Genomic DNA, 23,782 nt, shown 5'->3' with positions numbered 1-23,782 from the left:
CGCGCTTAGCGTGAAGGACATGGGATCGGGATCGGCCGTGGAACTGGATGTCGCCGGGCGCAGCGTCCGGCTGTCGAATCCGGACAAGGTGTACTACCCGGAGCGCGGGTTCACGAAGATGGACGTCGCGCAGTACTACCTTTCGGTCGCCGACGGGGTGCTGCGCGGTCTGCGGGACCGGCCGACCACGCTGCAGCGGTTCCCGGACGGGGTGGAGGGCGAGTTCTTCTACCAGAAGCGCGCGCCGAAGGGCCTGCCCGAGTGGCTGCCGACGGCGCGGATCAGCTTCCCGAGCGGCCGCTCGGCGGACGAGATCTGCCCGACGGAGCCGGCCGCGGTGCTCTGGGCGGCCAACCTGGGCTGCCTGACCTTCCACCCCTGGCCGGTGCGGCGGTCGGACACCGACCATCTGGACGAGCTGCGGATCGACCTCGATCCGCAGCCGGGGACCGACTTCCACGACGCGGTGCGGGCTGCACACGAGCTGCGGGCGCTGCTGGAGGAGTTCGGGCTGCGCGGCTGGCCGAAGACCTCGGGCGGCCGCGGCCTGCACGTCTACGTGCCGCTGGAGCCGCGGTGGACGTTCACCGACGGTCGGCACGCGGTGATCGCGCTGGGGCGGGTGCTGGAGCAGCGGCTGCCGGGCCGGGTCACCACGGCGTGGTGGAAGGAGGAGCGCGGCGAGCGGATCTTCGTGGACTACAACCAGATGGCCCGGGACCGGACCATCGCGTCCGCGTACTCGCTCCGCGCCCGCCCGCGGGCGACGGCCTCGGCGCCGCTGCGCTGGGAGGAGCTGGGCGACGCCGCGCCGGAGGACTTCGACCTGCGGACACTGCCCGCCCGCTTCGCCGAGGTCGGCGACCTGCAGGCGGAGATGGACGACCAGGCGTTCCGGTTGGACGGGCTGCTGGAGCTGTACGAGCGGCAGCTGCGGGACGAGGGGCTGGGCGAGCTGCCGTACCCGCCGGACCATCCGAAGGCGGCGGGCGAGCCGCGGCGCGTGCAGCCCAGCCGGGCGCGGAAATCCTGATCGCTCGCGCCGGGGCCACCGCTTAGGCTGGCGGCTTTCGGTCATGCCGCCGGACGCACTGCGGTTCTGTGCGGGGCGGGTGTGCGGGGCGGAGGGGTTCGGGTGGGAGTGCACGGGGCGTCGGCGGCGGAGACCGCGGTGCCGGCGGCGGTGGCAGCGGTGCCGGCGGACGTGCGGGCACGGCTGGCAGTGCGGTTCGGGGCGTCGGCGGAGGCCTGGTGCGATGCACTGCCGGGCCTGGTCGCGGAGCTGGCCCGGCGCTGGGGCCTGGTGGTCCGCGCGGCTGGCGGAGGCGGGACGGCCCGGGTGTTCCGCTGCACGCGCGGGGACGGGTTCGGGGACGGCGGGGACGGACCCGGCGAGGACCGGGACGGCGGGGAGAGCGTCTGGCTGAAGCTGACGCCCGACCCCGAGGTGGCCCGGCAGGAGGCGGTGGCGCTCCGGGCGTGGGCCGGACTGCCTTCGGTGGTACGGGTGTTGGAGGACGACCCGACCGCGGGCGCCCTGCTGCTGGCCGGCGTGCGGCCCGGGACGACGCTGCGGCAGCGGGCGTGGCACCCGGAGGAGGTGACGCCACTGCTCGGCGCTCTGCGGTCGGTGCCGGTGGGCGGGCTCGCACTGGGGACGCTGGCGGAGCGCGTGGAGTTCCTGTTCGACCTCACCGAGCGGCGGGTGTCGGGCGGGGCGCCGGCCGGGACCACGGACGGGGCGCCGGGGACGGCGGTGGCCGCGGCCGTCGGCCGGGCTCGGGCGCTCGCCGTGGAGCTGACCGAGGGCGGCCCGTCGGCACTCGTCCACGGCGACCTGCACCCGGGCAACGTCCTGGACGGCCCGGCCGGGCCGGTCGCCATCGACCCCCGGCCGTCGCTCGGGGATCCGGACTTCGACCTGGTGGACTGGGCGATCGACGGAGTCACCGACCGGCCCGCTCTGGAGCGGCGGATCGCCGCCCTCGCGGCAGGGGTGCCGGGCTCGGACCCGGAGCGCGTGCTCGCCTGGTGCCGGGTGGGCGCGGTGATGGTCGCCGCCCCGCGCGCCGCAGCCGGCCGGCGGGACGCGGAGACGGCGTTCCTGCTGGAGCTGGCCGGGCTCTGAGCGGGACCGGCCTTCGGCACGGGGCCGGGGCGGGTGCCCCGGCCCCGGCCTCTGCTCAGGCCGGGTGCGCCCCGGCCGGAGCGAGCGCGGCGATCGTCCGCACGGCGTCCGCGATCTGAGCGTCCGTCAAGTCGCCTCGGGCGGTGAGGCGCAGGCGCGAGACGCCGTCCGGGACGGACGGCGGACGGAAGCAGCCGACGGCGAGTCCGGCCCGGCGGCAGTCGGCGGCCCAGGCGACGGCGGCCTCGGGGCCGGGGGCGCGCACCGAGACGACCGCCGCGTCCGGCGTGGAGGCCTGCAGGCCGGCGGCGGTGAGCCGGTCGGCGAGGCTGCGGGCGACCTCGCGGGCGCGTTCGGCGCGGTGCGGCTCGGCACGCAGCAGGCGCAGCGCGCCGAGGGCGGCGCCGGCGGCGGCGGGGGCGAGGCCGGTGTCGAAGATGAAGGTGCGGGCGGTCTCGACGAGGTGGCGGACGACCCGGCGCGGGCCGAGCACCGCGCCGCCCTGGGATCCGAGCGACTTGGAGAGGGTGACGGTGGCGACGGTGTCCGGCTCGCCGGCGAGCCCGGCGGCGGCCAGGGCGCCGGAGCCGCCGGGGCCGAGGACGCCGAGTCCGTGCGCGTCGTCGACCAGCAGGGCGGCACCGTGGGCGCGGACGGCGGCAGAGAGTTCGGGCAGGCGGGCGGCGTTGCCGTCGACGGAGAAGACCGAGTCGGTGACCACCAGGGCACGCGGGTGGGTGCGTCCGGCGAGGGCGGCGCGGACGGCGTCGGGGTCGCTGTGGGGCGCGCGGTGGACGTCGCCGCGGGCGAGCCGGCAGCCGTCGATCAGCGAGGCGTGGTTGTAGGCGTCGGAGACGATCAGGGTGTCGGGGTCGGTCAGCGCGGTGAGCGCGGCCAGGTTGGCGGTGTAGCCGGAGGAGAACACCAGGGCCGCCTCCACTCCGCAGAACTCGGCCAGTTCGTCCTCAAGTTCGGTGTGCAGGGCGGTGGTGCCGGTGACCAGGCGGGAGCCGGTGGCGCCGCCACCCCAGCGCAGGGCGGCGTCGGCGGCGGCCCGGGTGACGACGGGGTGGCGGGTGAGCCCGAGGTAGTCGTTGCCGGCGAGGTCGATCACCGGGTCGTCGGCGGGACGGCTGCGCAGCGTACGGGTGAGGCCGGCGCGGGCGCGCAGCTCGGCCGTCTCGTCGAGCCAGTCGAAGACGGCGCCCGGGGCGGGGGCCTCCTCCGGGGTGGCCGCGGGGACGAGGGCGGACGGTTCGGGCGCGGTGCGGTGGGCCATGGTCGGCACTCTGGCACGTCGGGCGCGGCGCGGGCAATGTGCGTCGCGGCACACGGTCGACTCCGAGTTCACCGCTCATTCACTTGAAATACACCTTGGCAGAGCTGTCGATTCATTTGCAGAACCAATGTTCTGCAAAGAACCTAAAGGAATTCCCAAGGATTTTCAGTCATCTGTTCGATCCGGTTACGCTCCCTCAGCGATCAGTAATGGGGGGAACGCACGTGGCAGACCTTGAATTCGAACGCCGGATGAATCCCTGGCTCTTCGACAGTTCGGGAAACCTGACGGAACAGGCTAGGAAACAGTTCCCGGACCTCGCCGCGGCGGCCGCCGGGAACACGGCACCGGTCACCCTGCCGCCGGCCGGCGGCGGGCAGAGCGTCAAGGCCAATCCCGGCACCATCCGGCAGGCGGGGAACAACGCCACCGCCCTCCGGGACACCCTGCGCACCGAGTGCGGCCGGCCGTGGGAACACGTCAACAGCGCGGTGGCCTCGCTGATGGGGCTCGAACTCTGCGCCGGGCTGAACAACGCGTGGAGCGTGTGGTCCGGGCAGACCCAGACCCTGGGCGAGGCGCTCGGGACGATCGGGAAGAACCTGCAGGCCACCGCGCAGAACTACGAGGCCAACGAGGCCGCGATCCACAGCCAGTTCGCCCAGAAGCACGACTGAGCTCCGACCGCGGGCCCGCCTGAGCCCGGCCGGCACGACCAGGAACCACCCGGGGGGAAGACCAGATCACCATGGTGACGTACAGCCAGCTCCAGCACCTCGACCTCGCGAACCTCAACGCCGCAGCGGGCGACTTCGAGAGCATGGTCCGCAACTGGGACCTCTCGACCAAGATGCAGAACGAGGTGATCGGCCCCGTCCAGCAGTCCGGCTGGACCGGGCCAAGCTCCGAAGCCGCCGCCTCCTCACTGACCCGGACCAGGGACCAGATCCACGCCGCCTTCGAGGAGGCATCCGCCATCGCGCGCACCCTGCGCGAGGCGCACGACGAGCTCGCGGCGGCCAAGAAGGACCTGCAGACCGCCGTCCAGCACGCCACCGACCAGGGGCTCACCGTCGACGGCGAGGGCAGCGTGCACTGGCCTCCGGCCACCAATCCATCGGACCGGCACGACATCGACTTCGCGCGAGGGCAGGAAGCCAACGCCAAGATCGCGGCGGACGCGATCGGCAAGGCCCTGGAGCGTGCCACCGAGGCCGACAGCGCCGCCGCATCGGCGCTCGCCGGGGACACCGGCAGCGACTCCACCTCGTTCAACAGCAACCCGGTCGGCAGCCTCGCCGAGGCCGAGGCCAAGCAGGCCTCGCAGATCCTCAGCCTGGGCTCCAAGGCCACCGACGCCCAGCTCGCCCAGCTCCAGACGCTGCTCCAGCACCACTCCGGGGACTCGCGCTTCGCCGCCGCCTTCTACGGCGGGCAGGACCCGGCCGCCTTCCTCGCCTCCTACGGCGCGATGGCGCAGAGCGGCGACTTCTCCGACAGCGCGGCGCGCAAGGAGGCCATCAAGGGCATCCAGGACGGCCTGGGCCGCACCCTGGCCACCGCCACCGACAGCCACAAGCAGCCGCACGTCTCCGACGACTGGGAGCAGCGGCTGCGCAAGGCCGGCGCCACCCAGGTCCCGCTGGACCCGAAGGCCAACCCGGCCTCCAGCCCGTACGGGTACCAGATCCTCGGCAACATCCTGCGGCACGGCGACTACGACGCCCACTTCATCAACCCGATCGCCGAGCACGTCACCCAGCTCACCAACGAGAACCCTGGCCGCTGGGACGCGGTCGCCGCGATGCACGGCGCGCCGTTCCAGGAGTTCCAGTTCACCGGCGTCACGGACGAGAAGGGCAACGTCCACGGCTTCAACCCGATGTCGTCGGTGCTGGAGGCACTCGGCCACAGCCCCGAGGCGGCGACCAAGTTCTTCACCGACCCGCCGACCACGTACAACCCGGACGGCTCGGTGAAGAGCCACGGCGGCGAGAACAAGTACTTCGACATGCTCACCGACAGCGGCCAGCGCTCGCTGCTGCGCGACATGCCGTACCCGCTGCGCCCCAACCCGGGCACCGCGGACGCCTTCGAGGTGGGCGCCCTGGGCCACGCCCTGGAGGCGGCGTCGACCGGACGCGCGTACGACGACGAGAAGGGCGAGCTGCCGCCGCACACCAAGGAGATGGGCGAGGTGATGAAGCAGGCCGTCCACAAGTTCGGCGACAAGGACGCCGCCGGCCTGCTGTACGGCGACGACGCGCTGTTCGGTGAACTCAACGGCAGCCTTGCCCACATGACCGGCGCCTACATGGGAGACGTGCAGCACGCCGTCGACGGCTCGACCGTCAAGCTCCCGATCTCGGGTGTCCCCACCGAGCTCGGCAAGGAGGACGTGCAACGGCTTGTCGTCACGCTCGGTCGGAACCCCGACGCCTATGCCTCGATCGCCACGGCACAGCAGGCGTACACCACAGCAGCGATCAACGACGTGATCGTTCACCGGGCCGACCACGGCGATCTGACCGCCGCCATCCAGAACGTCGCCAGGCCCGGCGGAGAGATCACCGGCCTGCTGACCAGCGCGATGGTCGACGAGGTCTACACCAAGCACGCCGCCGAGGACGCCGAGTACAACGAGGCCGTCGCCACGAAGCGCGAGTGGGCGGGCACGATCTGGGAGATGACCGGCGGCAAGATCCTTGAGGAGCGCGCACCGGTCGCCGGCCCGATGGCGAACGAGGTCGTCAACAAGATCATGGACGGCGTCGCGGACAGCTACCACGTGGATTCCAAGAACCAGGCCAGCAACGAGGCCCTGGAGGCCTACAACAAGGCCGTCACCGGCGCCCAGGGCTCCGTCGAGCAGGCCATCCGCGACGCTGCCGGCAGGGAAGGCATGGACCAGAAGTACATCAACGACCTCGCCCCCAGCGCAGCCGGCAAGATCAAGGACGGCTACGACAGTGGCCGCAGCACCTACGGGGTGATCCAGCATGCCTGACGAGACCCACTCGACCACTTCTCCGGCCCGCAGCAAGGTCCGTCCGTGGCAGATCAGCACGGCGTCCGCCCTCGTGCTCGTGCTGGCTGTCGCCGGCCTCTGGCAGTGGAAGCCGTGGCAGTCGGTGGACCTGCCGGCCAGCAGTTGCTGGGGACTGCTCACCCGGGACCAGGTCCGCCCGTTGGTCGGGGACGACGGGAAGGGCACCGAGTGGTCCACCGGAGGCGACCTGTCCGCGCGGACCCCTGACGTGACCTGCGCGATTGCCTGGCAGCCCAAGGGTGGCGTGGCCGCTGTGGAGGTCAAGGTACGGCAGGAGAACGAGAGCAGTCACCGGTCCGTCGTGGAAGAACTGACCAGGAAGTCCACCAGCGGTGAGGCCAAGCCGCTCCGGTTCGGCGACGGAACCGAAGCCTGGCTGCGCCTCGGCTTCTTCCCGACCGTCCTGATCCGGTGCGACAGCCACCACCAGGCACAGCCCGACGCCGTCTACCGCAGGATCGAGGTCAGCGGTGACCTCACCCTGTCGGACCTGTCGGACCAGAAGCGGGCACAAGCCTTCGTGGACCTCGCCCACCGGACCGCCAAGGAGATCGTCCGCCAAGAGGGCTGCACCGACGTGCACCTGGCCGACCAGGCACCCACGGTCCCGGGACCCTGACCATGGCTGACGAGACTGATTCGCCGGCCACCGAGGGCATCGCCCAGGCCGCCTTTGCGGAGGTCGAGGCTCGGCAGGCGCGGCGGCGGTGGCTGGTGGCCTCCGTGGGGCTGCCCGTGGCGGTCGCGGTCGGGGTGAGCCTCTGGGTGTGGAAGCCGTGGCAGTCGGCCGACCTGCCGGAGTCGGCCTGCTGGTCGACGGTGACGCGGGCCGATCTGGAGCCCGCCGCCGGGGACGACGGCAAGGCGGTCGTCGACGAGAAGGGGGATCCGGCGGGCGGGAAGCAGGTGCCCTGGTGCGGCGTCCACTGGGACACCTGGCACGGCAGGACGCTGCTGAGCATCGGCGTGGAGCGGCCCGACCGGGCGGCCTTCGACGCCGCCCGGCTCGGCGGGCCTGCCCAGGCCGGCCAGGGCGACCACCCTCCCCGGTCGCTGGCGCTGGGCCAGGGCATCACCGGCTGGATCCACCCGGACGCGAGCGTCGACCTGCTGTACCAGTGCGACTATCCGGGCCACGCCGAGGACCACTTCCGCCGAGTGCGGGTCGTCGGCACCACCGACTCGGGTTCAGGGGTGGACTCCCTGCGGGCCTCGCACGTCGGCATCGCCTGGCGAACGGCCCAGAAGGCGATCGCCGGCGAGCACTGCCAGCGCCTCGGTCTGGTGGACGCCCCGCCCGCCGTCCCCGCGCGGTAGTGCGCCCGGCCCCGGCCCCGGTGCCTCCGGGGCCGGGGCCGGGGCCGGTAAGGGGCGGGCTTTGCCCGGGGCGGCGGCGAGCAGGCAAGATAGCCGGGTGACCCTCCTTGACCTGATGCCGAAGCCCGCCACTCCCGACGCTCTCTTCGAGACGTTCGCCGCCTGGGCGGAGGAGCGCGGGATCACGCTGTACCCGGCGCAGGAGGAGGCGCTGATCGAGCTGGTGTCGGGGAACAACGTGATCCTCGCGACGCCGACCGGCTCGGGCAAGAGCCTGGTGGCGGCCGGCGCCCACTTCGCGGCGCTGGCCGAGGGCAAGCGGACGTTCTACACCGCGCCGATCAAGGCCCTGGTGTCGGAGAAGTTCTTCGACCTCTGCAAGGTGTTCGGCACCGAGCAGGTCGGGATGATGACCGGCGACGCCAGCGTCAACCCGACCGCGCCGATCATCTGCTGCACCGCCGAGGTGCTGGCGCAGATCGCGCTGCGGGACGGGCACCGGGCCGACATCGGCCAGGTGGTGATGGACGAGTTCCACTTCTACGCCGAGCCGGACCGCGGCTGGGCCTGGCAGATCCCGCTGCTCGAACTGCCGCAGGCGCAGTTCCTGCTGATGTCCGCCACGCTCGGCGACGTCCGCCGCTTCGAGGAGGACCTCGCCCGTCGCACCGGGCGGGGCACCACCGTGGTGCGCTCCGCGACCCGGCCGGTCCCGCTGTTCTACGAGTACCGGCGCACCACCCTGCACGACACCCTGGAAGAGCTGCTGAAGACGGGTCAGGCGCCCGTCTACGTGGTGCACTTCACGCAGAAGGAGGCGGTCGAGCGGGCGCAGTCGCTGATGAGTATCAACATGTGCTCGAAGGCGGAGAAGGACGCCATCGCCGACCTGATCGGCAACTTCCGCTTCACCACCAAGTTCGGCCGCAACCTCTCCCGGTTCGTGCGCCACGGCATCGGCGTGCACCACGCCGGCATGCTGCCCAAGTACCGGCGGCTGGTCGAACGGCTCGCCCAGGCGGGCCTGTTGAAGGTGATCTGCGGCACCGACACGCTCGGCGTGGGCGTCAACGTGCCGATCCGCACGGTGCTGTTCACCGCACTGTCCAAGTACGACGGCACCCGGGTGCGCATCCTGCGCGCCCGAGAGTTCCACCAGATCGCCGGCCGGGCCGGCCGGGCCGGCTTCGACACCGTGGGCCAGGTCGTCGCGCAGGCGCCGGAGCACGTGATCGAGAACGACAAGGCCGTCGCCAAGGCCGGCGACGACCCGAAGAAGAAGCGCAAGATCGTCCGCAAGAAGGCGCCGGAGGGCTTCGTCGGCTGGTCCGAGGAGACCTTCGAGCGGCTGATCGCCGCCGACCCGGAGCCGCTGGTCTCCCGGTTCAAGGTCAGCCACGCGATGCTGCTCTCGGTGATCGGGCGGCCTGGCAACGCCTTCGAGGCGATGCGCAAGCTCCTGACCGACAACCACGAGGACCGCGCCGCCCAGCGCCGGCACATCCGCTCCACGATCGCCATCTACCGCTCGCTGCTGGAGGGCGGCATCGTCGAGCGGCTGCCGGAGCCGGACGCCGAGGGCCGGGTCGTCCGGCTCACCCTGGACCTGCAGGAGAACTTCGCGCTCAACCAGCCGCTCTCCACCTTCGCGCTGGCCGCGTTCGAGCTGCTCGACCCGGCCTCGCCCTCGTACGCGATGGACGTGGTGTCGGTGGTCGAGGCGACGCTCGACGACCCGCGCCAGATCCTCGCCTCACAGCAGAACAAGGCGCGCGGCGAGGCCATCGGCGAGATGAAGCGCGACGGCATCGAGTACGAGGAGCGGATGGAGCGGCTCCAGGAGATCACCTACCCGAAGCCGCTGGAGGAGCTGCTCACCCACGCCTACGAGGTGTACCGACGGGCGCACCCGTGGATCGGCGACCACCAGCTGCAGCCGAAGTCCGTGGTCCGCGACCTGTACGAGCGGGCGATGACGTTCTCCGACTACGTCGGCTTCTACGAGCTGGCGCGCACCGAGGGCATCGTGCTGCGCTACCTGGCGGGCGCGTACAAGGCGCTGGAGCAGACCGTCCCCGACGACATCAAGACCGACGACCTCAAGGACGTCATCGCCTGGCTGGGCGAGCTGGTCCGCCAGGTCGACTCCAGCCTGCTGGACGAGTGGGAGCAGCTGGCCAACCCGACCGATCCGCAGGCCGCCGAGGTGACGCTGGACGACAAGCCGGCGCCGGTGACGGCCAACGCCCGGGCGTTCCGGGTGCTGGTGCGCAACGAGATGTTCCGCCGGGTCGAGCTCTGTGCGCTGGAGCACTACAAGGAGCTCGCGGAGCTGGACGGCGAGTACGGCTGGGACGCGGACCGCTGGGCGGACGCGATGGACGGGTACTGGGAGGAGTACGACGACCTCGGTACCGGTCCGGACGCGCGCGGCCCGAAGATGCTGATCATCGAGGAGGAGGACTCCGCCTGGCGGGTCCGGCAGATCTTCGACGACCCGGAGGGCGACCACGACTGGGGCATCAGCGCCGAGGTCGACCTGTACGGCTCGGACGAGGAGGGCCGCGCGGTCCTGCGGGTCACGGCGGTCGACCGGCTGGGCGGCTGAGGTCCCGTCCGCGGGTGGTGCCGGCGAGGCGGTGTCCGTCCGCCCGTCGGCGCGCAGGACCGTTTGCCGCGCAGGACCGCTTCCCGCGCAGGACGGTGAGGGTGCGAGAACGGCGGGGCCCACCGGGTGGTGGGCCCCGCCGTCTGCGTCCCGAAGGGCGCCGGAGGTCCGGGCCGGGGCACCGGCACCGCTTCGGCGCCGCCCCGGGCGCCTACATCCAGGCGAACGGCGAGCCGGCGGCGTAGGAGACCGCCCGGGTGGCCTCGTCGAGGATCTGCTCCGGGCTCGCCGCCGCGGTGGGCGGGACGGTGAGCGGCGTGGCGGAGCCCGTACCGGTGCCGGAGGCCGGCGCCGAGGGGGTGTGCGCCTCGGGCAGCCGGGAGCTGGTGACGGTCACGTGCCGGCCGACGGCCTCGATGCGCCCCTCCGTGCCGCGCTGGGCGGCGCCGGCGGCCGGCGGACGGGCCGTGGTGGCGTCGGGGAGGATGAAGGCCAGCGCGCCGGGCTTGGCCCGCAGCGCGTCGGCGGCCTTGGCGGCCCCGGCCTGGTCGGCGAAGCGCAGCACGGTGACGCTGCTGAGCACCGGCTTCTCCTGCCCGGCGAAGCTGACGGTCAGGTAGCCCTGGCACCCGGTCTCGCGCAGCACGTCCTGGGTGCGGTCCTGGAGCGCCTCGGTGCAGTTCTCGCCCTGGCGGACGCCGGAGCGCTTGCCCTTGTAGCCGCCGGACTCCACCAGCCGCTGGGCGGGGAAGAGGGTGTCGACGTCGAGGCCCTCGGGGTCGGCGACGGTGCGCGGCGCCGGCGTGCCGACGACCGGCGGGGTCTTGGTGGCGTCCTTGCTGTTGGGGCCGAGCCCGGGTATGTAGTCGCCGGGCGTCGGGCGGGTGATGATCCAGCCGCCGGCCGCCACCACCCCCACCACCACGACCCACCCCACCGCACGCCGCGCGATGCTCCTCCTGGGCCGCCGGTACGTCCCGGACGGCAGGTGGTCGATTCCGTGGTCTCCCGATGACAGGTCTCCCGAGGACGGGGTGCGCTCCCCCTGCGTGGTCATGGCCGAGATTCTATGCAGGTCACAGGTGTCGCAGATCACGGGGTGGGCGGTCTGCGGCCGAATCTGACTACCGGTCGGTAACCGCAGCGGGCCGGGGAGTGACGTGCGCCACTACCGTGAGCGGCGACACTGTGACAACTCGCACATCCTCCCGGGGATCTTCTGGCGGGTTTCCTCTGGCGTCGCCCGTCGGCCACCAGGCAGGATCAGGCCCATGGATCTGCTCGATACCCTCACCGCCAAGGGCCTGCGCGGGGAAGCCCCCACCCGCGAGGAGGCGCTCGCCGTTCTCGCCACCACCGACGACGAGCTGCTGGACGTGGTCGCGGCCGCCGGTCGGGTGCGCCGGCGGTGGTTCGGCCGCCGGGTGAAGCTCAACTACCTGGTGAACCTGAAGAGCGGCCTCTGCCCGGAGGACTGCTCCTACTGTTCGCAGCGGCTGGGCTCGAAGGCCGAGATCCTCAAGTACACCTGGCTCAAGCCGGACCAGGCCGCCGAGGCGGCGAAGGCGGGCGTCGCGGGTGGCGCCAAGCGGGTCTGCCTGGTGGCCAGCGGCCGCGGGCCGACGGACCGTGACATCGACCGGGTGGCCGACACCATCTCGGCGATCAAGGAGGCCGACCCGGCCGTCGAGATCTGCGCCTGCCTGGGCCTGCTCTCCGACAACCAGGCGGAGCGGCTGAAGGCGGCCGGCGCCGACGCGTACAACCACAACCTGAACACCTCCGAGGGCACCTACGGCGACATCGCCACCACCCACACCTACGCGGACCGGGTGGACACCGTGCAAAAGGCGCACGGCGCCGGCCTCTCGGCCTGCTCCGGCCTGATCGCGGGCATGGGCGAGAGCGACGAGGACCTGGTCGACGTGGTCTTCGCGCTGCGCGAGCTGGGCTCGGACTCGGTGCCGGTCAACTTCCTCATCCCGTTCGAGGGCACGCCGCTGGCGAAGGAGTGGAACCTCACCCCGCAGCGCTGCCTGCGCATCCTGGCGATGGTCCGCTTCGTCAATCCGGACACCGAGGTGCGCATCGCCGGCGGCCGCGAGGTCCACCTGCGCACCATGCAGCCGCTGGGCCTGCACCTCGCCAACTCGATCTTCCTGGGCGACTACCTGACCAGCGAGGGCCAGGCCGGTCAGGCCGACCTCGACATGATCAAGGATGCGGGCTTCGAGGTCGAGGGCGCCGGCGAGGCCACCCTGCCGCGCCACCGCGCCGACATCGCGGCCGCTGCCGCGGCCGGCGGCGCGTGCGGGACGGCCGGCGGCGGCTGCGGCCCGTGCGGCGGGCACGGCGAGGAGCCGGCCGGCGGCCCGGCCGACACGGCGGCCGAGGCCCCGGGCGGGCACGGCTGCGGTCCCTGCGGCGGCCACCGTGCGGAACCGGCGCGCAACGAGGCGCCGGCCGAGGTCCCGGCGGACGGCGAGGCGGCTACCGAGGCCGCGAACGGCGAGCTGCGCAGCGACCTGGTCCGGGTCCGCCGCCGCGGCGCCGGCACCGAGCTGGCGCCGAACGCCTGATCGCCGTACCGGAACCGCACCGGAACCGCACCGGAACCGCACCGGAACCGCAGCCGCAGCCGCAGCCGCACGGGAACCCGAGGAACTCCACCGTCATGACCCACCTGTCCACCGATGACCTGCTCGCCCTCGACCGGGCGCACGTCTGGCACCCGTACGGTCCGATGCCCGGCACCGTCACCCCGTACGTGGTCGAGTCCGCGTCCGGGGTGCGGCTCCGGCTCGCCCAACCGGTCGCGGGCAGAACGGAGTTGGTCGACGGCATGTCGTCCTGGTGGGCGGCGGTGCACGGCTACGGACACCCCGTACTGGATGCGGCGGTACGCGACCAGCTCGGCCGAATGAGCCACGTGATGTTCGGCGGGCTCACCCACGAGCCCGCCGTCCGGCTGGCCGCCCGCCTGGTGGAGATCACCCCGGAGCCGCTGCAGCACGTCTTCCTCGCCGACTCCGGATCGGTCGCGGTCGAGGTCGCGATGAAGATGTGCCTGCAGTACTGGCAGTCCATCGGCCGCCCGGCCAAGCGCCGGCTGCTGACCTGGCGCGGCGGCTACCACGGGGACACCTTCCACCCGATGTCGGTCTGCGACCCCGAGGGCGGCATGCACCACCTCTGGGGCGGGGTGCTGCCCGGCCAGCTGTTCGCGCCGGAGCCGCCGGCCGGCTTCGACGCTCCGCCGGACGAGGAGTACGCGGCGCAGTTCGACGCGCTGATGGCGCGCCACGCCGACGAGTTGGCGGCCGTGATCGTCGAGCCGGTGGTCCAGGGCGCTGGCGGGATGCGCTTCCACTCGCCGGCCTACCTGCGGATGCTGCGCGAACTCTGCGACCGGCACGGCGTGCTGCTGGTGTTCGACGAGATCGCCACCGGGTTCGGCCGCAGCGGCGCGCTGTTCGCGGCCGACCACGCGGGCGTCTCGCCGGACGTGATGTGCCTCGGCAAGTCGCTGACCGGCGGCTACCTGACCATGGCGGCGGCGCTCTGCACGAGCCGGATCGCGGACGGGATCAGCCGCGGCGAGATGCCGGTGCTGGCGCACGGGCCGACGTTCATGGGCAACCCGCTGGCCGCGGCCGTCGCCAACGCCTCGATCGACCTGCTGCTCGGACAGGACTGGCAGGTCGAGGTGAAGCGGATCGAGACCGGCCTGCGGACCGGCCTGGCCGGTGCGGCGGAGCTGCCGGGCGTGCGGGACGTGCGCGTCCTGGGCGCCATCGGGGTGGTGCAGTTGGACCACCCGGTGGACATGGTGGCGGCGACGGCGGCGGCGGCCCGGGAGGGCGTCTGGCTGCGGCCGTTCCGGGACCTGATCTACACCATGCCCCCGTACGTGACCGGGGACGAGGACGTGGCGCGGATCGCGGCCGCGGTGACAGCGGCGGCGGTGGCCGGATGAGCGCCCGGATCCTCTTCGTGACCGGGACGGGCACCGAGGTCGGCAAGACGGTGGCGACCGCCGCCGTGGCCGCGGCGGCGGTCCGCGCGGGCCGGCGGGTCGCGGTGCTCAAGCCCGGGCAGACCGGCATCGGACCGGACGAGCCGGGGGACGTCGACGAGGTGGCCCGGCTGGTCGGTGCCCCGCTCTCCGGTGCCGGGTCGGTCGGTGCCGGGGCGGCCGGTGCCGGGTCGGTCGGCTCCGAGCCGAACGGCGCTCCGCTGACCACGCGCGAACTCGTGCGCTACCCCGAGCCGTTGGCCCCGGACACCGCCGCCCGGCGGTCGGGCCGGCCGTACCTGTCGCCGGAGCGGGCCGCGGCGGCGGTCGCCGAACTCGCCGAGGCGCACGACCTGGTGCTGGTCGAGGGCGCCGGCGGTCTGCTGGTCCGCTACGACGAGGAGGGCCGCACGCTCGCCGACCAGGCGGCCGCCGTACGGGAGCTCGGTCTCCCGGCGGAGGTGCTGCTGGTGGCGACGGCCGGCCTCGGCACCCTCAACACCACGGCGCTCACCGCCGAGGCGCTGGCCGCGCGCGGTCTGCCGCTGCTCGGCGTGGTCATCGGCGCCTGGCCCGACTCCCCCGGTCTCGCCGACCGCTGCAATCTGGCCGACCTGCCGAAGGCGGCCGGCGCACCGCTGCTCGGCGCCCTGCCCGAACGGGCGGCCGGCGCCGGGGACTTCACGGCGCTGGCGTACGCGGCGCTGGCCCCGGAGCTGCACGGCGGCTGGGACGCGGCGGAGTTCACCGCCGTGAACGCGCCCGCGTAGCGGCGCGGCCGCGCGCCGCGCCGCAACGGGACCGGAGCAGCAGGAGCGGGGCGCAGGAATCCGGGCCGGTGTCGCTCGAAGGAGTGAGAATCCACGTCCGGCCCGCCGCCGGCCCGGACGGGCTCAATACCGTACTCGGTATGACAGATGGCCTGACGCTAGACGAGGCCCTCCGGGCCCTCGCCGCGCTGGAAGCGGCGTGGAAGGACGACGACGAGGCACTGACCGCGCTGGCCGCCGGCGGCCCGGGTGAACGGGCGCTGCCGGCCCTGGTCGCGGCGTACGGGGAGCACGCCATCGACACCCTGATGGCGCTCGCCTTCGGGCTGCGCTCCAGCATGACCGACGAGGAACTGGAGGAGCTCACCGACGCGGTGAGCTCCAACATCGGCGCCCGGATGAGCGCCCTGCTGGCCCAGACCCTGTGTGCCTGGGGGGAGGCGGCCGCCGCCGACGACCTGGCGGTCACCAAGGTGATCGCCTGCACGGTCATCGACGCCATGCGGGCGGTGACGGAGGAGCCGAGCAAGACGGACGTGCTGCCGCTGCTGGCGACCTTCCGCACGTACGCGCTCAGCCACCCGTGAGCGGCTCCTGACCCTCCTCCGAGCGGCCCGGCGCGGTAGCGGCGGCCGGCCCGCGAACAGCCTCCCCCTCGCCAGGCTGATTTCGGCCAACCCCGTTGCGCGGCACCGTGTTTCGCCCCGTGAACAGTTGGTTGCACCGGTTGCCCCGCTCCGTGGGGCCTGCGCAGGATGGGCGTGTCCTCGCCGAGGGCCGGGCCACCGGGCCCGGCCGAGGGGCTGACAGGAGGCGATCGTTCGTCGTGCCCGCCAAGCAGATCCACCTCGCCACGATTCTTCCCGGCATCGGGGACCCGGTCGTCTGGTCCGACCCGAGGGCCGGCAGCCAGATCGACTTCGCGTCGTTCACCCATCTGGCACGCACCGCCGAACGGGGCAGGTTCGACTTCTTCTTCCTGGCCGAGGGCCTGCGGCTGCGCGAGCACAAGGGCGAGCTGTACGAGCAGGAGGTGGCCGGGCGGCCGGAGGCGCTCACCGTCCTCAGCGCCCTCGCGGCCGTCACGTCGAGGATCGGACTCGCCGCCACCGTCAACTCCACCTTCAACGAACCCTACGAGGTGGCACGGCGGTTGGCGTCGCTGGACCACCTGAGCGAGGGCCGGGCCGCCTGGAACGTGGTGACCAGCTGGGACGAGTTCACCGGGGAGAACTTCCGCCGCGGCGGCTTCCTGGCCGAATCGGACCGGTACACCCGTGCCACCGAATTCCTGCAGACCGCCCGTGAGTTGTGGGACAGCTGGGCGGACGGCGACGTGCTCGCCGACCAGGCGGACGGCCGCTTCCTCCGGCCCGCGGCCGGGCGGTTCACCCACACCGGCCGCCACTTCGACATCACCGGCCGGTTCAACACGCCGCGGCCCCCGCAGGGCCACCCGGTGATCATCCAGGCCGGCGAGTCCGCCCAGGGACGGGAGTTCGCCGCCGCCGACGCCGACGTGATCTTCAGCAAGTACGGCGAACTCGCCGAGGCTCAGGAGTTCTACCGCGACGTCAAGGGCCGGCTCGCCGCGTACGGCCGCTCCCCCGAGCAGTTGAAGATCCTGCCCTACGTCACGTTCGTGCTCGGCGACACCACCGAGGAGGCGCACGAGCAGGCGGCCGAGTTCCGCCGGCAGCGGATCAGCCCGCAGAAGGCCATCTCCTACCTGGAGGCGTTCTGGGGCCGCGACCTCTCCGGCTACGACCCGGACGGCCCGCTGCCCGAGATCGACCCGGATCCGGACAACCTGCTGCTCCAGGGGCACTCGATCTTCCGGGTCGACCGGGCCGGGACGGTACGGAAGTGGCGCACGTTGGCGAGCGAACGCGGGCTGAGCATCCGCGAGTTGGTCACCGAGGTCACCGGGAGGCAGAACTTCGTCGGCACGCCGCGCGAAGTCGCCGATGCCATGGACGCCTTCGTGCAGAACGACGGCGCCGACGGCTACATCCTCGCCCCGCACGTCGTCCCCGGCGGGCTGGACGACTTCGTCGACCGGGTAGTGCCGCTGCTCCAGGAGAAGGGCGTCCACCGCACCGAGTACACCGGCAGCACGCTCCGCGACCACCTCGGCCTGACGGCGCCCCGGCCCGCACCGGCACAGGCCCGGCCGGAGCTGCCCGAGACCCGCCGACCGACCCAGGAGGCCACCGCATGAGCCGGCCCCAGCCGCAGGCGCACACGCAGCAGACGCAACAGCTCCACCTCGCCGTCGCCCTGGACGGCGCCGGCTGGCACCCGGCCGCCTGGCGCGCCCCGGACGCCCGCCCCGGCGAGCTGTTCACCGCCGGCTACTGGGCCGACCTCGTCACCGAGGCCGAGCACGGGCTGCTCGACCTGGTCACCATCGAGGACACCCTGGCCCTCCAGGGCTCGGCCATCACCGGTCCGGACGAGCGGACCGACCAGGTGCGCGGCCGCCTCGACGCCGTCCTGATCGCCAGTCGGGTCGCACCGCTCACCTCGCGGATCGGCCTGATACCGACCACCAACGTCACCCACACCGAGCCGTTCCACCTCTCCACCGCCCTCGCCACCCTCGACTTCACCAGCCTCGGCCGCGCCGGGTGGCGGCCCCAGCTCTCCTTCCGCGCCGACGACGCCGCCCACTTCGGACGCCGCACCACGCCGGCGCTCACCGCCGACGACGCCCGCGACTCCGAGCTGATCGCCAAGCGGCTGGCCCCGCTCTTCGCGGAGGCCACCGACGTGGTGGAGGTGGTCCGCCGGCTCTGGGACAGCTGGGAAGACGACGCGGTGGTCCGCGACGCCGCGACCGGCCGCTTCCTCGACCGGAACCGGCTCCACCCGATCGAATTCACCGGCGAGCACTTCTCCGTCCGCGGCCCGTCCATCACCCCGCGCCCGCCCCAGGGGCAACCGCCGGTCGCCGTCGTCGCCCACGCCGGCATCCCGTACGAACTGGCCGCCCGGGGCGGCGACCTGGTCTTCGTCACGCCCCACTCCGGCCCCGGTGCGGCGGCGATCCTGGCCGAGCTGGAGACCGCGAAGGCGGTCGTCGGCCGGCCCGCCGACCTGCCGCTCAAGGTCTTCGCCGACCTGCTGGTCTTCCTGGACGACCGCCCCGGCGAGGCCGCCCGCCAGCGGGAGCGGCTGGACGAGCTGGACGGCGCACCGCTCCGCTCCGACGCGGAGATCTTCACCGGCACGCCGTCCGAGCTGGCCGACCTGCTGCTCGACCGGCGGACGGCCGGCCTCGACGGATTCCGCCTGCGCCCGGGCCGCCTGCCGCACGACCTCGCCGCGATCACCCGCGGGCTGGTCCCCGAACTCCAGCGGCGGGGCGCCTTCCGCACGGCGTACACGGCGCAGACCCTGCGGGGCCACCTCGGGCTCGCCCGGCCCGCCAACCGGTACGCGCCGAGCCCGTCGGCGGCGTGAGGGCCGCTCGCACCGACGGCGGCCCGCGCGCAGGCCGCCGCCGGGCCGGGCGCCTCTTGCCGGGCCCGGCGGCTACGCCCGACCGTCCAGGGGCTTCACCCAGCGGGTCCACTGCGGCTGCGGCCCGTAGCCGGCCGCCTGCCAGGTGCGGTGGCCGAGGGCGTTGTCGTCCAGCACCATCGCATCGGCGCGGCGCCCGCCGAGCGCGGCGAACCGGGACTCGGCGGCGGCCAGCAGCGCCGCGCCGATGCCCCGGCGGCGGTGGTCGGGGTCGACGGCGAGCCGGTAGAGGTGGCAGCGCCAGCCGTCCCAGCCGGCGATCACGGTGCCGACGACGGCGCCGTCGGCGCGGGTCGCGAGGAGCAGGCACTCCGGGTCCCGGGCGAGCAGGCCCGCGACGCCGTCTGCGTCGTCCGTGATGCTGGTCCCCTTGGCCGCGCGCGCCCAGAGGTCGAGCACGGCGGGGATGTCGTCGGGCGTGGCGGCGCGCAGGGCTGTGCCGCCGGCCGCGCCCGGGCCCGCATCGCCGGGCAGGGCGGCGCTCCGGGTCCCGCTCGGGTTCTCGCGCAGGTTCGCGCTCACGGTCTCGCGCAGGTTCTCGCGCAGGTTCACGCTCAGGTGATCGGTCATGCGGGCGTGTCTACCAAGGCGTCAGGCCGCCGCGCCGGGAATTCCGGTGTGCGGACGGCCCGTTCGCCGCGCCGCCGGACGGGGAGTCAGCCGCGCGGCGGCGCGAGGCGCCAGACCGTGGTGGTCTTGAGCGCCGCGTCCTCCAGATCGGCCACCACCGGCACCTCGTACGCCGCCAGCGCGGTGAACCGTTCGCGCGGCAGGTAGGCCCGTCCGGGGTCGCCCACGATGACCTCGGCGCCGCGGGCCCGGGCCCGCTCCAGGAACGGGAGGAACCGCGCGGCCATCGCCCGCTCGTAGAAGACGTCCCCGGCCAGCACCACCTCGGCCGGCGCGCCGTCCCCGTCCAGCAGGTCCGCCACCGCGGCGTCGACGCGGACACCGTTGGCCTCCGCGTTGATCTCGATCGCGGCCACGGCGTAGGCGTCGATCTCGGCGGCCCGCACCGAGCGGGCACCGCGCAGCGCGGCCGCGATCCCCACCAGCCCGGAGCCGGCCGCGAGGTCCAGCACCCTCCGCCCGGCCACCAGCTCCGGGTGGTCGAGCACGTACCGCGCGACCCCGACCCCGCCGGCCCAGGCGAACGCCCAGAACGGCGGCGGCATGCCGGCCTCGCCGCGGGCGTCCTCGGTGGTCTCCCAGAGCGCAATGGCGTCCTCCGCCATGTGCAGGGTCACCTCGGGCACGAAGGGGACGGGCGTGGGCCGGGTCTCTCTCCGCACAAAGCTTCGATCCGACACCGCAGTTGCTCCCGGATGGACCGTGTGCGTCTCGTTCGGCATGCCCGCAGCATAGAGGCTCTCCGGCGGTCGCGCGGACCGCCCCGGCCCCCGCCACGCCCCGCCGCGCCGCGCCTCGACCCGGCTCCCGGAGCCTCGCCGCACCTCGGCCCGCAGACGGTCCCCGGGGCGGCGGCGGGCCGGATCACCCACCGCCACCCGGTGCGTACCATTTCGATACCGAAGCCGGGGTGAGCTGCGAAGATGCTCGCCCGTCCGGGCCACGCCCGGGTAGCATCCGGCACATGCCCTCCGGCCCGGCGCAGGCGGCCTGATGCTGCCGTGCCGGTGCACCGGGCGGCGGACTCTCGCGGGACACTCGGCGGTCGACCCTCGGTGGTCGGCATCCGGCGGTCACCGCGCACTCGGCACGCGCGCCAGGGCAGTCGCGCGAACGGCGAAGGGCAGCGTCTTGGCGGATCGACTCACCGGTGGGGACTCCTCGCTCCTGCGGCGGATCAATGCTGCGGTGACGCTGCGGGCGCTGCGGGCAGGCCATGCGGTGACCCTCACTCAGCTGGTCGGGGACACCGGGCTGTCCCGGCCGACGGTGGAGGGCGTGATCGAGGGCCTGGTCGAGACCGGCCTGGTCGCCGAGGTCGAGCAGCCGCAGAACGACGGCCAGCCCGGCGGCGGCCGGCGCGGCCGGCCGGCCCGCTGGTTCCGGTTCCGCGCCGAGGCCGGGCACATCCTCGGCATCGAGATCGGCGTCCACGACGTCCGGGTGATCCTCGCCGACCTCACCGGCGAGGTGGTGGGCCGTCACTACCGCCCGGTCGAGGAGGCCCTGGACGCCGAGGAGCGGCTGGCCGCCGTCCGCGCGGTGGTCACCGACGCGCTGCGCAAGGCCGGCGTCTCCCGGGACAACCTCTGGGCGGTCGGCGTCGGCACCCCCGGCATCGTCGACCGGGACGGCACCGTGCAGCTCGGCACCGCGATGCCCGGCTGGACCGGCCTCGACCTGGGCGCTCGGCTGCGCCGCTCGTTCCGCTGCCCCGTCATGATCGAGAACGACGCCAACCTCGCCGCCATCGCCGAGCACTGGCAGGGCGCGGCGATCGGCGCGGACGACGTGGTGTTCGTGATGGCCGGCCTCAGCCCCGGCGCCGGCTCGCTGATCAACGGCCGGCTGCACCGCGGCTTCGGCGGCGCGGCCGGCGAGATCGGCGCGCTGCACCTGCTCGGCCAGGAGGTCACCCCCGAGCGGCTGCTCTCCACCACCGGCAAGCCGCTCGACCCGCTGGACGAGGCCGCCGTCGCCCGGGTGCTGAAGCTGGCCCGCGAGGGCGACGAGGTGGCGCAGGTCGCGATGGACCGCTTCCTGACCCGGCTGGTGCAGGGGGTGGCGGCACTGGTGCTGGCGATCGACCCGCAGCTGGTGGTGGTCGGCGGCTGGGCGGCCGGCCTGGACGGCGTCCTGGAGCCGCTGCGCGAGCGCCTGGCCCAGCTCACGCTGCGCGCGCCCGAGGTGGCGCTGGCCGCGCTGGGCTCGGAGGTGGTCGCGACGGGCGCGCTGCGGGTGGCGCTGGACCAGGTCGAGGAGCAGCTGTTCGCCGTCGATCCCCCGACGGGCACCGGCGCCCGGGGCTGAGCGGCCCGGCACCGGGGCCGGGACGGCAGTGCGCCGTCCCGGCCCCGCTCGCCCCGCCCTACGGACGCCCCGACAGCCACGGGCCCGGACACCTGTGGGTGCGTCCGGGCCCGTGGCCTGAGGGTTTCGGGAGGTGGTTCAGGAGGCGCTGCGCACCTCGGAGGAGGCGGCGACGGGGGTGACCTCGACCAGACCGGTCTCGCCGAAGGTGAGCTTGCAGGTGTCGGCCCGGTAGGTGGAGACCGCGATCGCGACCAGGCGGCCGGCCGCCGCGTACTGGGTGGTCATCACCAGGACCGGCGTGCCCGGCGGGCGCTCCAGCAGGGCGGCCTCCCCGGCCTCGGCGACGCCCAGCTCGACCGAGCGGGACTCGCCGTCGACCTCCAGGCGCTCCAGCTGGCGCAGCACCGAGCGGGCCCGGTCGCTCTCCGCCCGGAAGCCGGGCAGGTGCGGCAGCGCGGCGGCGGGGACGTGCAGCGACTCGGTGGCCATGTTCTGGCCCTGGACCATGCGGACCCGGCGGACGGTGTGCACGGTGGCGCCCTCGGCGACGCCCAGCGCCTTGGCGAGCTGAGGGGTGGCCGGGGCCGTGGTGCAGTCGACGATGCGCCAGGACTGGCTGCGGGCGGTGCCCGGCCAGCCCTCCTCGTGCCGGTTGACCGGGACGCCGACGCGCGGCGCGGCGATCAGGGTGCCGATGCCGCGGCGGCGGACCAGCCGGCCCTCCAGTTCCAGCTGGTCGAGCGCCTGCCGGAGGGTGGCCCGGGCCACCCCGAAGCGGGCGGAGAGCTCGCGCTCGTTCGGGAGGATCTGGCCGGTGGTGAACTCCGTCTCGATGGCGCGGAGCAGCACCGTGCGCAGGTGCCAGTACTTCGGTTCCGGAACAGTCGAGAGCTGCCCTGTCGTCCCCACCGTGACCTCCACCTGTGTCGTCCTCTGTCCGCCCTGCCGAAAGGAGGGCGGATGCCGGCCCGCTGTCCGCTGTTGCGGCAGGTGGGAGAGCGGGCTTTATCCGTCCTTCTTTATTAAAGGTCTTTGCAGTAAGCGACCCTAGGGGCTGCGTCCGGAGATGGTCAAGACCAATGGCGGCGGTTGGTGCGGTTGCCACCGGGATTCATGCCGTGTTCACGCCATCTCGACAATTCGACGCCCGGACGTCTCGGCAGCTGGACGCCCTCGACATCCGGACGCGTCGTCGCCGGCCCGGGCCACGGGCCCCGATAGGCTTCCCGGGTGATTGTGGTGACGAGTGTCAACGTGAACGGGATCCGGGCAGCCGCCAAGAAGGGCTTCATCGAGTGGCTGGCCGCCACCGAGGCGGACGTCATCTGCCTTCAGGAGGTCCGCTCCGAGCCCGAGCAACTGCCGGTGGAGCTGCGCGACCTGGAGGGCTGGCACACGGTCTGGGCCCCGTCGGCCGCCAAGGGCCGGGCGGGCGTCGCGGTGCTGTCCCGGCAGGAGCCGGAGCGCACGGTGGTCGGTTTCGAATCGGCGGAATTCGACAATTCGGGCAGGTACGTAGAAATCGACCTGCCGGGCCTCACCGTGGCCAGCCTCTATCTCCCCTCCGGCGAAGTCGGCACCGAACGCCAGGAGGAGAAGGAACGCTTCATGGCGGAGTTCCTGGTCCACCTCACCAAGCTCCGCGCCCGGGCCGCCGCCGAGGGCCGCGAGGTCGTCGTCTGCGGCGACTGGAACATCGCCCACCGCCCTGAGGACCTCAAGAACTGGAAGGCCAACCAGAAGGCCGCCGGCTTCCTCCCCGAGGAGCGCGCCTGGCTCTCCCGCGTCTACGACGAGGCCGGCTACGTCGACGTCGTCCGCGCCCTCCACCCCGACCGCACCGGCCCCTACAGCTGGTGGTCCTACCGCGGCCGCGCCTTCGACAACGACTCCGGCTGGCGCATCGACCTCCAGGTCGCCACCCCGGGCCTGGCCGCCAAGGCCGTCGAGGCCTACGTCGAGCGCGCCGCCACCCATGCCGAGCGCTGGTCCGACCATGCGCCCGTCACCGCGGTGTACAACCACGGCTGACCCGATGGCCCGGCGCCGGCTCGCCACCCGTCTGCGGGCGAGTGACCAGACCTGAGCGGCCGGTCCCGAACCGGAACCGGGGATCGCACGCCGCGCATTGCAGCGCGACCTGCTCCG

At 73.5% G+C, this 23,782-nt stretch carries 20 protein-coding genes; 15 read left to right on the top strand and 5 right to left on the bottom strand.

Annotation, left to right across the window (positions count from 1 at the left end; genetic code table 11):
* Positions 1-19: 19 nt before the first annotated feature.
* Positions 20-1,033, top strand: a complete 1,014-nt coding sequence (gene ligD, locus ACIPSC_RS26235; RefSeq protein ID WP_400828509.1) for a non-homologous end-joining DNA ligase — start codon at positions 20-22, stop codon at positions 1,031-1,033.
* A 102-nt stretch (positions 1,034-1,135) separates the two neighbouring features.
* On the top strand, positions 1,136-2,128 hold the full coding sequence (locus ACIPSC_RS26230) for an aminoglycoside phosphotransferase family protein (protein WP_400828508.1): 993 nt from the start codon (positions 1,136-1,138) through the stop codon (positions 2,126-2,128).
* Between the two features lie 55 nt (positions 2,129-2,183).
* Here the strand turns inward: ACIPSC_RS26230 and ACIPSC_RS26225 are convergent, their stop codons facing one another.
* Positions 2,184-3,407, bottom strand: coding sequence for an 8-amino-7-oxononanoate synthase (locus ACIPSC_RS26225; RefSeq protein WP_400828507.1), 1,224 nt, complete (start codon positions 3,405-3,407; stop codon positions 2,184-2,186).
* A gap of 224 nt (positions 3,408-3,631) precedes the next feature.
* On the opposite strand from ACIPSC_RS26225, the gene ACIPSC_RS26220 reads away from it, so the two are divergent.
* The 5 genes from ACIPSC_RS26220 (at position 3,632) to ACIPSC_RS26200 (ending at position 10,381) form a co-directional block, all read left to right on the top strand.
* A complete protein-coding gene (locus ACIPSC_RS26220) occupies positions 3,632-4,084 on the top strand; it encodes a WXG100 family type VII secretion target (protein ID WP_400828506.1) in 453 nt (150 codons plus the stop codon).
* A 71-nt stretch (positions 4,085-4,155) separates the two neighbouring features.
* Positions 4,156-6,414: a hypothetical protein gene (locus ACIPSC_RS26215; RefSeq protein WP_400828505.1), complete on the top strand. Its 2,259-nt coding sequence runs from the start codon at positions 4,156-4,158 to the stop codon at positions 6,412-6,414.
* Entirely contained in the window at positions 6,407-7,075 is a 669-nt protein-coding gene (locus tag ACIPSC_RS26210; protein ID WP_400828504.1) for a hypothetical protein, read from the top strand. The genes ACIPSC_RS26215 and ACIPSC_RS26210 overlap by 8 nt, the downstream gene beginning before the upstream one ends.
* 2 nt (positions 7,076-7,077) lie before the next feature.
* Positions 7,078-7,773 (top strand): hypothetical protein, encoded by a 696-nt coding sequence (locus ACIPSC_RS26205; RefSeq protein ID WP_400828503.1) that lies wholly within the window; start codon positions 7,078-7,080, stop codon positions 7,771-7,773.
* A gap of 115 nt (positions 7,774-7,888) precedes the next feature.
* Entirely contained in the window at positions 7,889-10,381 is a 2,493-nt protein-coding gene (locus ACIPSC_RS26200; protein ID WP_400828661.1) for a DEAD/DEAH box helicase, read from the top strand.
* A 211-nt stretch (positions 10,382-10,592) separates the two neighbouring features.
* Here ACIPSC_RS26200 and ACIPSC_RS26195 read toward each other — a convergent pair whose 3' ends face one another.
* On the bottom strand, positions 10,593-11,438 hold the full coding sequence (locus tag ACIPSC_RS26195; protein WP_400828502.1) for a hypothetical protein: 846 nt from the start codon (positions 11,436-11,438) through the stop codon (positions 10,593-10,595).
* 214 nt (positions 11,439-11,652) lie between these two features.
* Here ACIPSC_RS26195 and bioB point away from each other — a divergent pair, with 214 nt between their 5' ends.
* From bioB to ACIPSC_RS26165, 6 genes are all read left to right on the top strand, one after another.
* Positions 11,653-12,960: a biotin synthase BioB gene (gene bioB / locus ACIPSC_RS26190; protein ID WP_400828501.1), complete on the top strand. Its 1,308-nt coding sequence runs from the start codon at positions 11,653-11,655 to the stop codon at positions 12,958-12,960.
* A 95-nt stretch (positions 12,961-13,055) separates the two neighbouring features.
* A complete protein-coding gene (locus tag ACIPSC_RS26185; protein WP_400828500.1) occupies positions 13,056-14,357 on the top strand; it encodes an adenosylmethionine--8-amino-7-oxononanoate transaminase in 1,302 nt (433 codons plus the stop codon).
* Positions 14,354-15,166 (top strand): ATP-dependent dethiobiotin synthetase BioD, encoded by an 813-nt coding sequence (bioD, locus tag ACIPSC_RS26180; protein WP_400828499.1) that lies wholly within the window; start codon positions 14,354-14,356, stop codon positions 15,164-15,166. The genes ACIPSC_RS26185 and bioD overlap by 4 nt, the downstream gene beginning before the upstream one ends.
* A gap of 140 nt (positions 15,167-15,306) precedes the next feature.
* A complete protein-coding gene (locus ACIPSC_RS26175) occupies positions 15,307-15,753 on the top strand; it encodes a hypothetical protein (RefSeq protein WP_400828498.1) in 447 nt (148 codons plus the stop codon).
* Between the two features lie 239 nt (positions 15,754-15,992).
* Complete coding sequence (locus ACIPSC_RS26170; protein ID WP_400828497.1) at positions 15,993-17,387, top strand: NtaA/DmoA family FMN-dependent monooxygenase; 1,395 nt, start codon at positions 15,993-15,995, stop codon at positions 17,385-17,387.
* Positions 17,384-18,631: an LLM class flavin-dependent oxidoreductase gene (locus tag ACIPSC_RS26165; RefSeq protein ID WP_400828496.1), complete on the top strand. Its 1,248-nt coding sequence runs from the start codon at positions 17,384-17,386 to the stop codon at positions 18,629-18,631. Before ACIPSC_RS26170 ends, ACIPSC_RS26165 begins: the two co-directional genes overlap by 4 nt.
* A 72-nt stretch (positions 18,632-18,703) precedes the next feature.
* Here the strand turns inward: ACIPSC_RS26165 and ACIPSC_RS26160 are convergent, their stop codons facing one another.
* Positions 18,704-19,165: a GNAT family N-acetyltransferase gene (locus ACIPSC_RS26160; protein WP_400828660.1), complete on the bottom strand. Its 462-nt coding sequence runs from the start codon at positions 19,163-19,165 to the stop codon at positions 18,704-18,706.
* A gap of 182 nt (positions 19,166-19,347) precedes the next feature.
* On the bottom strand, positions 19,348-19,947 hold the full coding sequence (locus tag ACIPSC_RS26155; RefSeq protein WP_400828495.1) for a class I SAM-dependent methyltransferase: 600 nt from the start codon (positions 19,945-19,947) through the stop codon (positions 19,348-19,350).
* Positions 19,948-20,314: 367 nt separating this feature from the next.
* On the opposite strand from ACIPSC_RS26155, the gene ACIPSC_RS26150 reads away from it, so the two are divergent.
* Positions 20,315-21,631, top strand: coding sequence for an ROK family protein (locus ACIPSC_RS26150; protein ID WP_400828494.1), 1,317 nt, complete (start codon positions 20,315-20,317; stop codon positions 21,629-21,631).
* A 138-nt stretch (positions 21,632-21,769) separates the two neighbouring features.
* On the opposite strand, the gene ACIPSC_RS26145 is transcribed toward ACIPSC_RS26150, so the two are convergent.
* On the bottom strand, positions 21,770-22,543 hold the full coding sequence (locus ACIPSC_RS26145; protein ID WP_400828659.1) for a GntR family transcriptional regulator: 774 nt from the start codon (positions 22,541-22,543) through the stop codon (positions 21,770-21,772).
* A 321-nt stretch (positions 22,544-22,864) separates the two neighbouring features.
* Between ACIPSC_RS26145 and ACIPSC_RS26140 the strand changes: the two genes are divergently transcribed.
* On the top strand, positions 22,865-23,665 hold the full coding sequence (locus ACIPSC_RS26140; RefSeq protein ID WP_400828493.1) for an exodeoxyribonuclease III: 801 nt from the start codon (positions 22,865-22,867) through the stop codon (positions 23,663-23,665).
* Positions 23,666-23,782 lie beyond the last annotated feature (117 nt).

This window comes from Kitasatospora sp. NPDC090091 (assembly GCF_044747365.1).
Taxonomy (GTDB): domain Bacteria; phylum Actinomycetota; class Actinomycetes; order Streptomycetales; family Streptomycetaceae; genus Kitasatospora.
Note: the sequence above shows the minus strand (reverse complement) of the source record. Positions and strands in the feature narration are given on the sequence as shown.

Bases quoted from the DNA above. Each gene is read 5' to 3' on its own strand.
- ligD (WP_400828509.1), top strand. From the start codon at position 20: ATGGGATCGGGATCGGCCGTGGAACTGGATGTCGCCGGGCGCAGCGTC.
- ACIPSC_RS26225 (WP_400828507.1), bottom strand. From the start codon at position 3,407: ATGGCCCACCGCACCGCGCCCGAACCGTCCGCCCTCGTCCCCGCGGCC.
- ACIPSC_RS26215 (WP_400828505.1), top strand. From the start codon at position 4,156: ATGGTGACGTACAGCCAGCTCCAGCACCTCGACCTCGCGAACCTCAAC.
- ACIPSC_RS26210 (WP_400828504.1), top strand. From the start codon at position 6,407: ATGCCTGACGAGACCCACTCGACCACTTCTCCGGCCCGCAGCAAGGTC.
- ACIPSC_RS26205 (WP_400828503.1), top strand. From the start codon at position 7,078: ATGGCTGACGAGACTGATTCGCCGGCCACCGAGGGCATCGCCCAGGCC.
- ACIPSC_RS26200 (WP_400828661.1), top strand. From the start codon at position 7,889: ATGCCGAAGCCCGCCACTCCCGACGCTCTCTTCGAGACGTTCGCCGCC.
- ACIPSC_RS26195 (WP_400828502.1), bottom strand. From the start codon at position 11,438: ATGACCACGCAGGGGGAGCGCACCCCGTCCTCGGGAGACCTGTCATCG.
- bioB (WP_400828501.1), top strand. From the start codon at position 11,653: ATGGATCTGCTCGATACCCTCACCGCCAAGGGCCTGCGCGGGGAAGCC.
- ACIPSC_RS26185 (WP_400828500.1), top strand. From the start codon at position 13,056: ATGACCCACCTGTCCACCGATGACCTGCTCGCCCTCGACCGGGCGCAC.
- bioD (WP_400828499.1), top strand. From the start codon at position 14,354: ATGAGCGCCCGGATCCTCTTCGTGACCGGGACGGGCACCGAGGTCGGC.
- ACIPSC_RS26175 (WP_400828498.1), top strand. From the start codon at position 15,307: ATGACAGATGGCCTGACGCTAGACGAGGCCCTCCGGGCCCTCGCCGCG.
- ACIPSC_RS26165 (WP_400828496.1), top strand. From the start codon at position 17,384: ATGAGCCGGCCCCAGCCGCAGGCGCACACGCAGCAGACGCAACAGCTC.
- ACIPSC_RS26150 (WP_400828494.1), top strand. From the start codon at position 20,315: ATGCTGCCGTGCCGGTGCACCGGGCGGCGGACTCTCGCGGGACACTCG.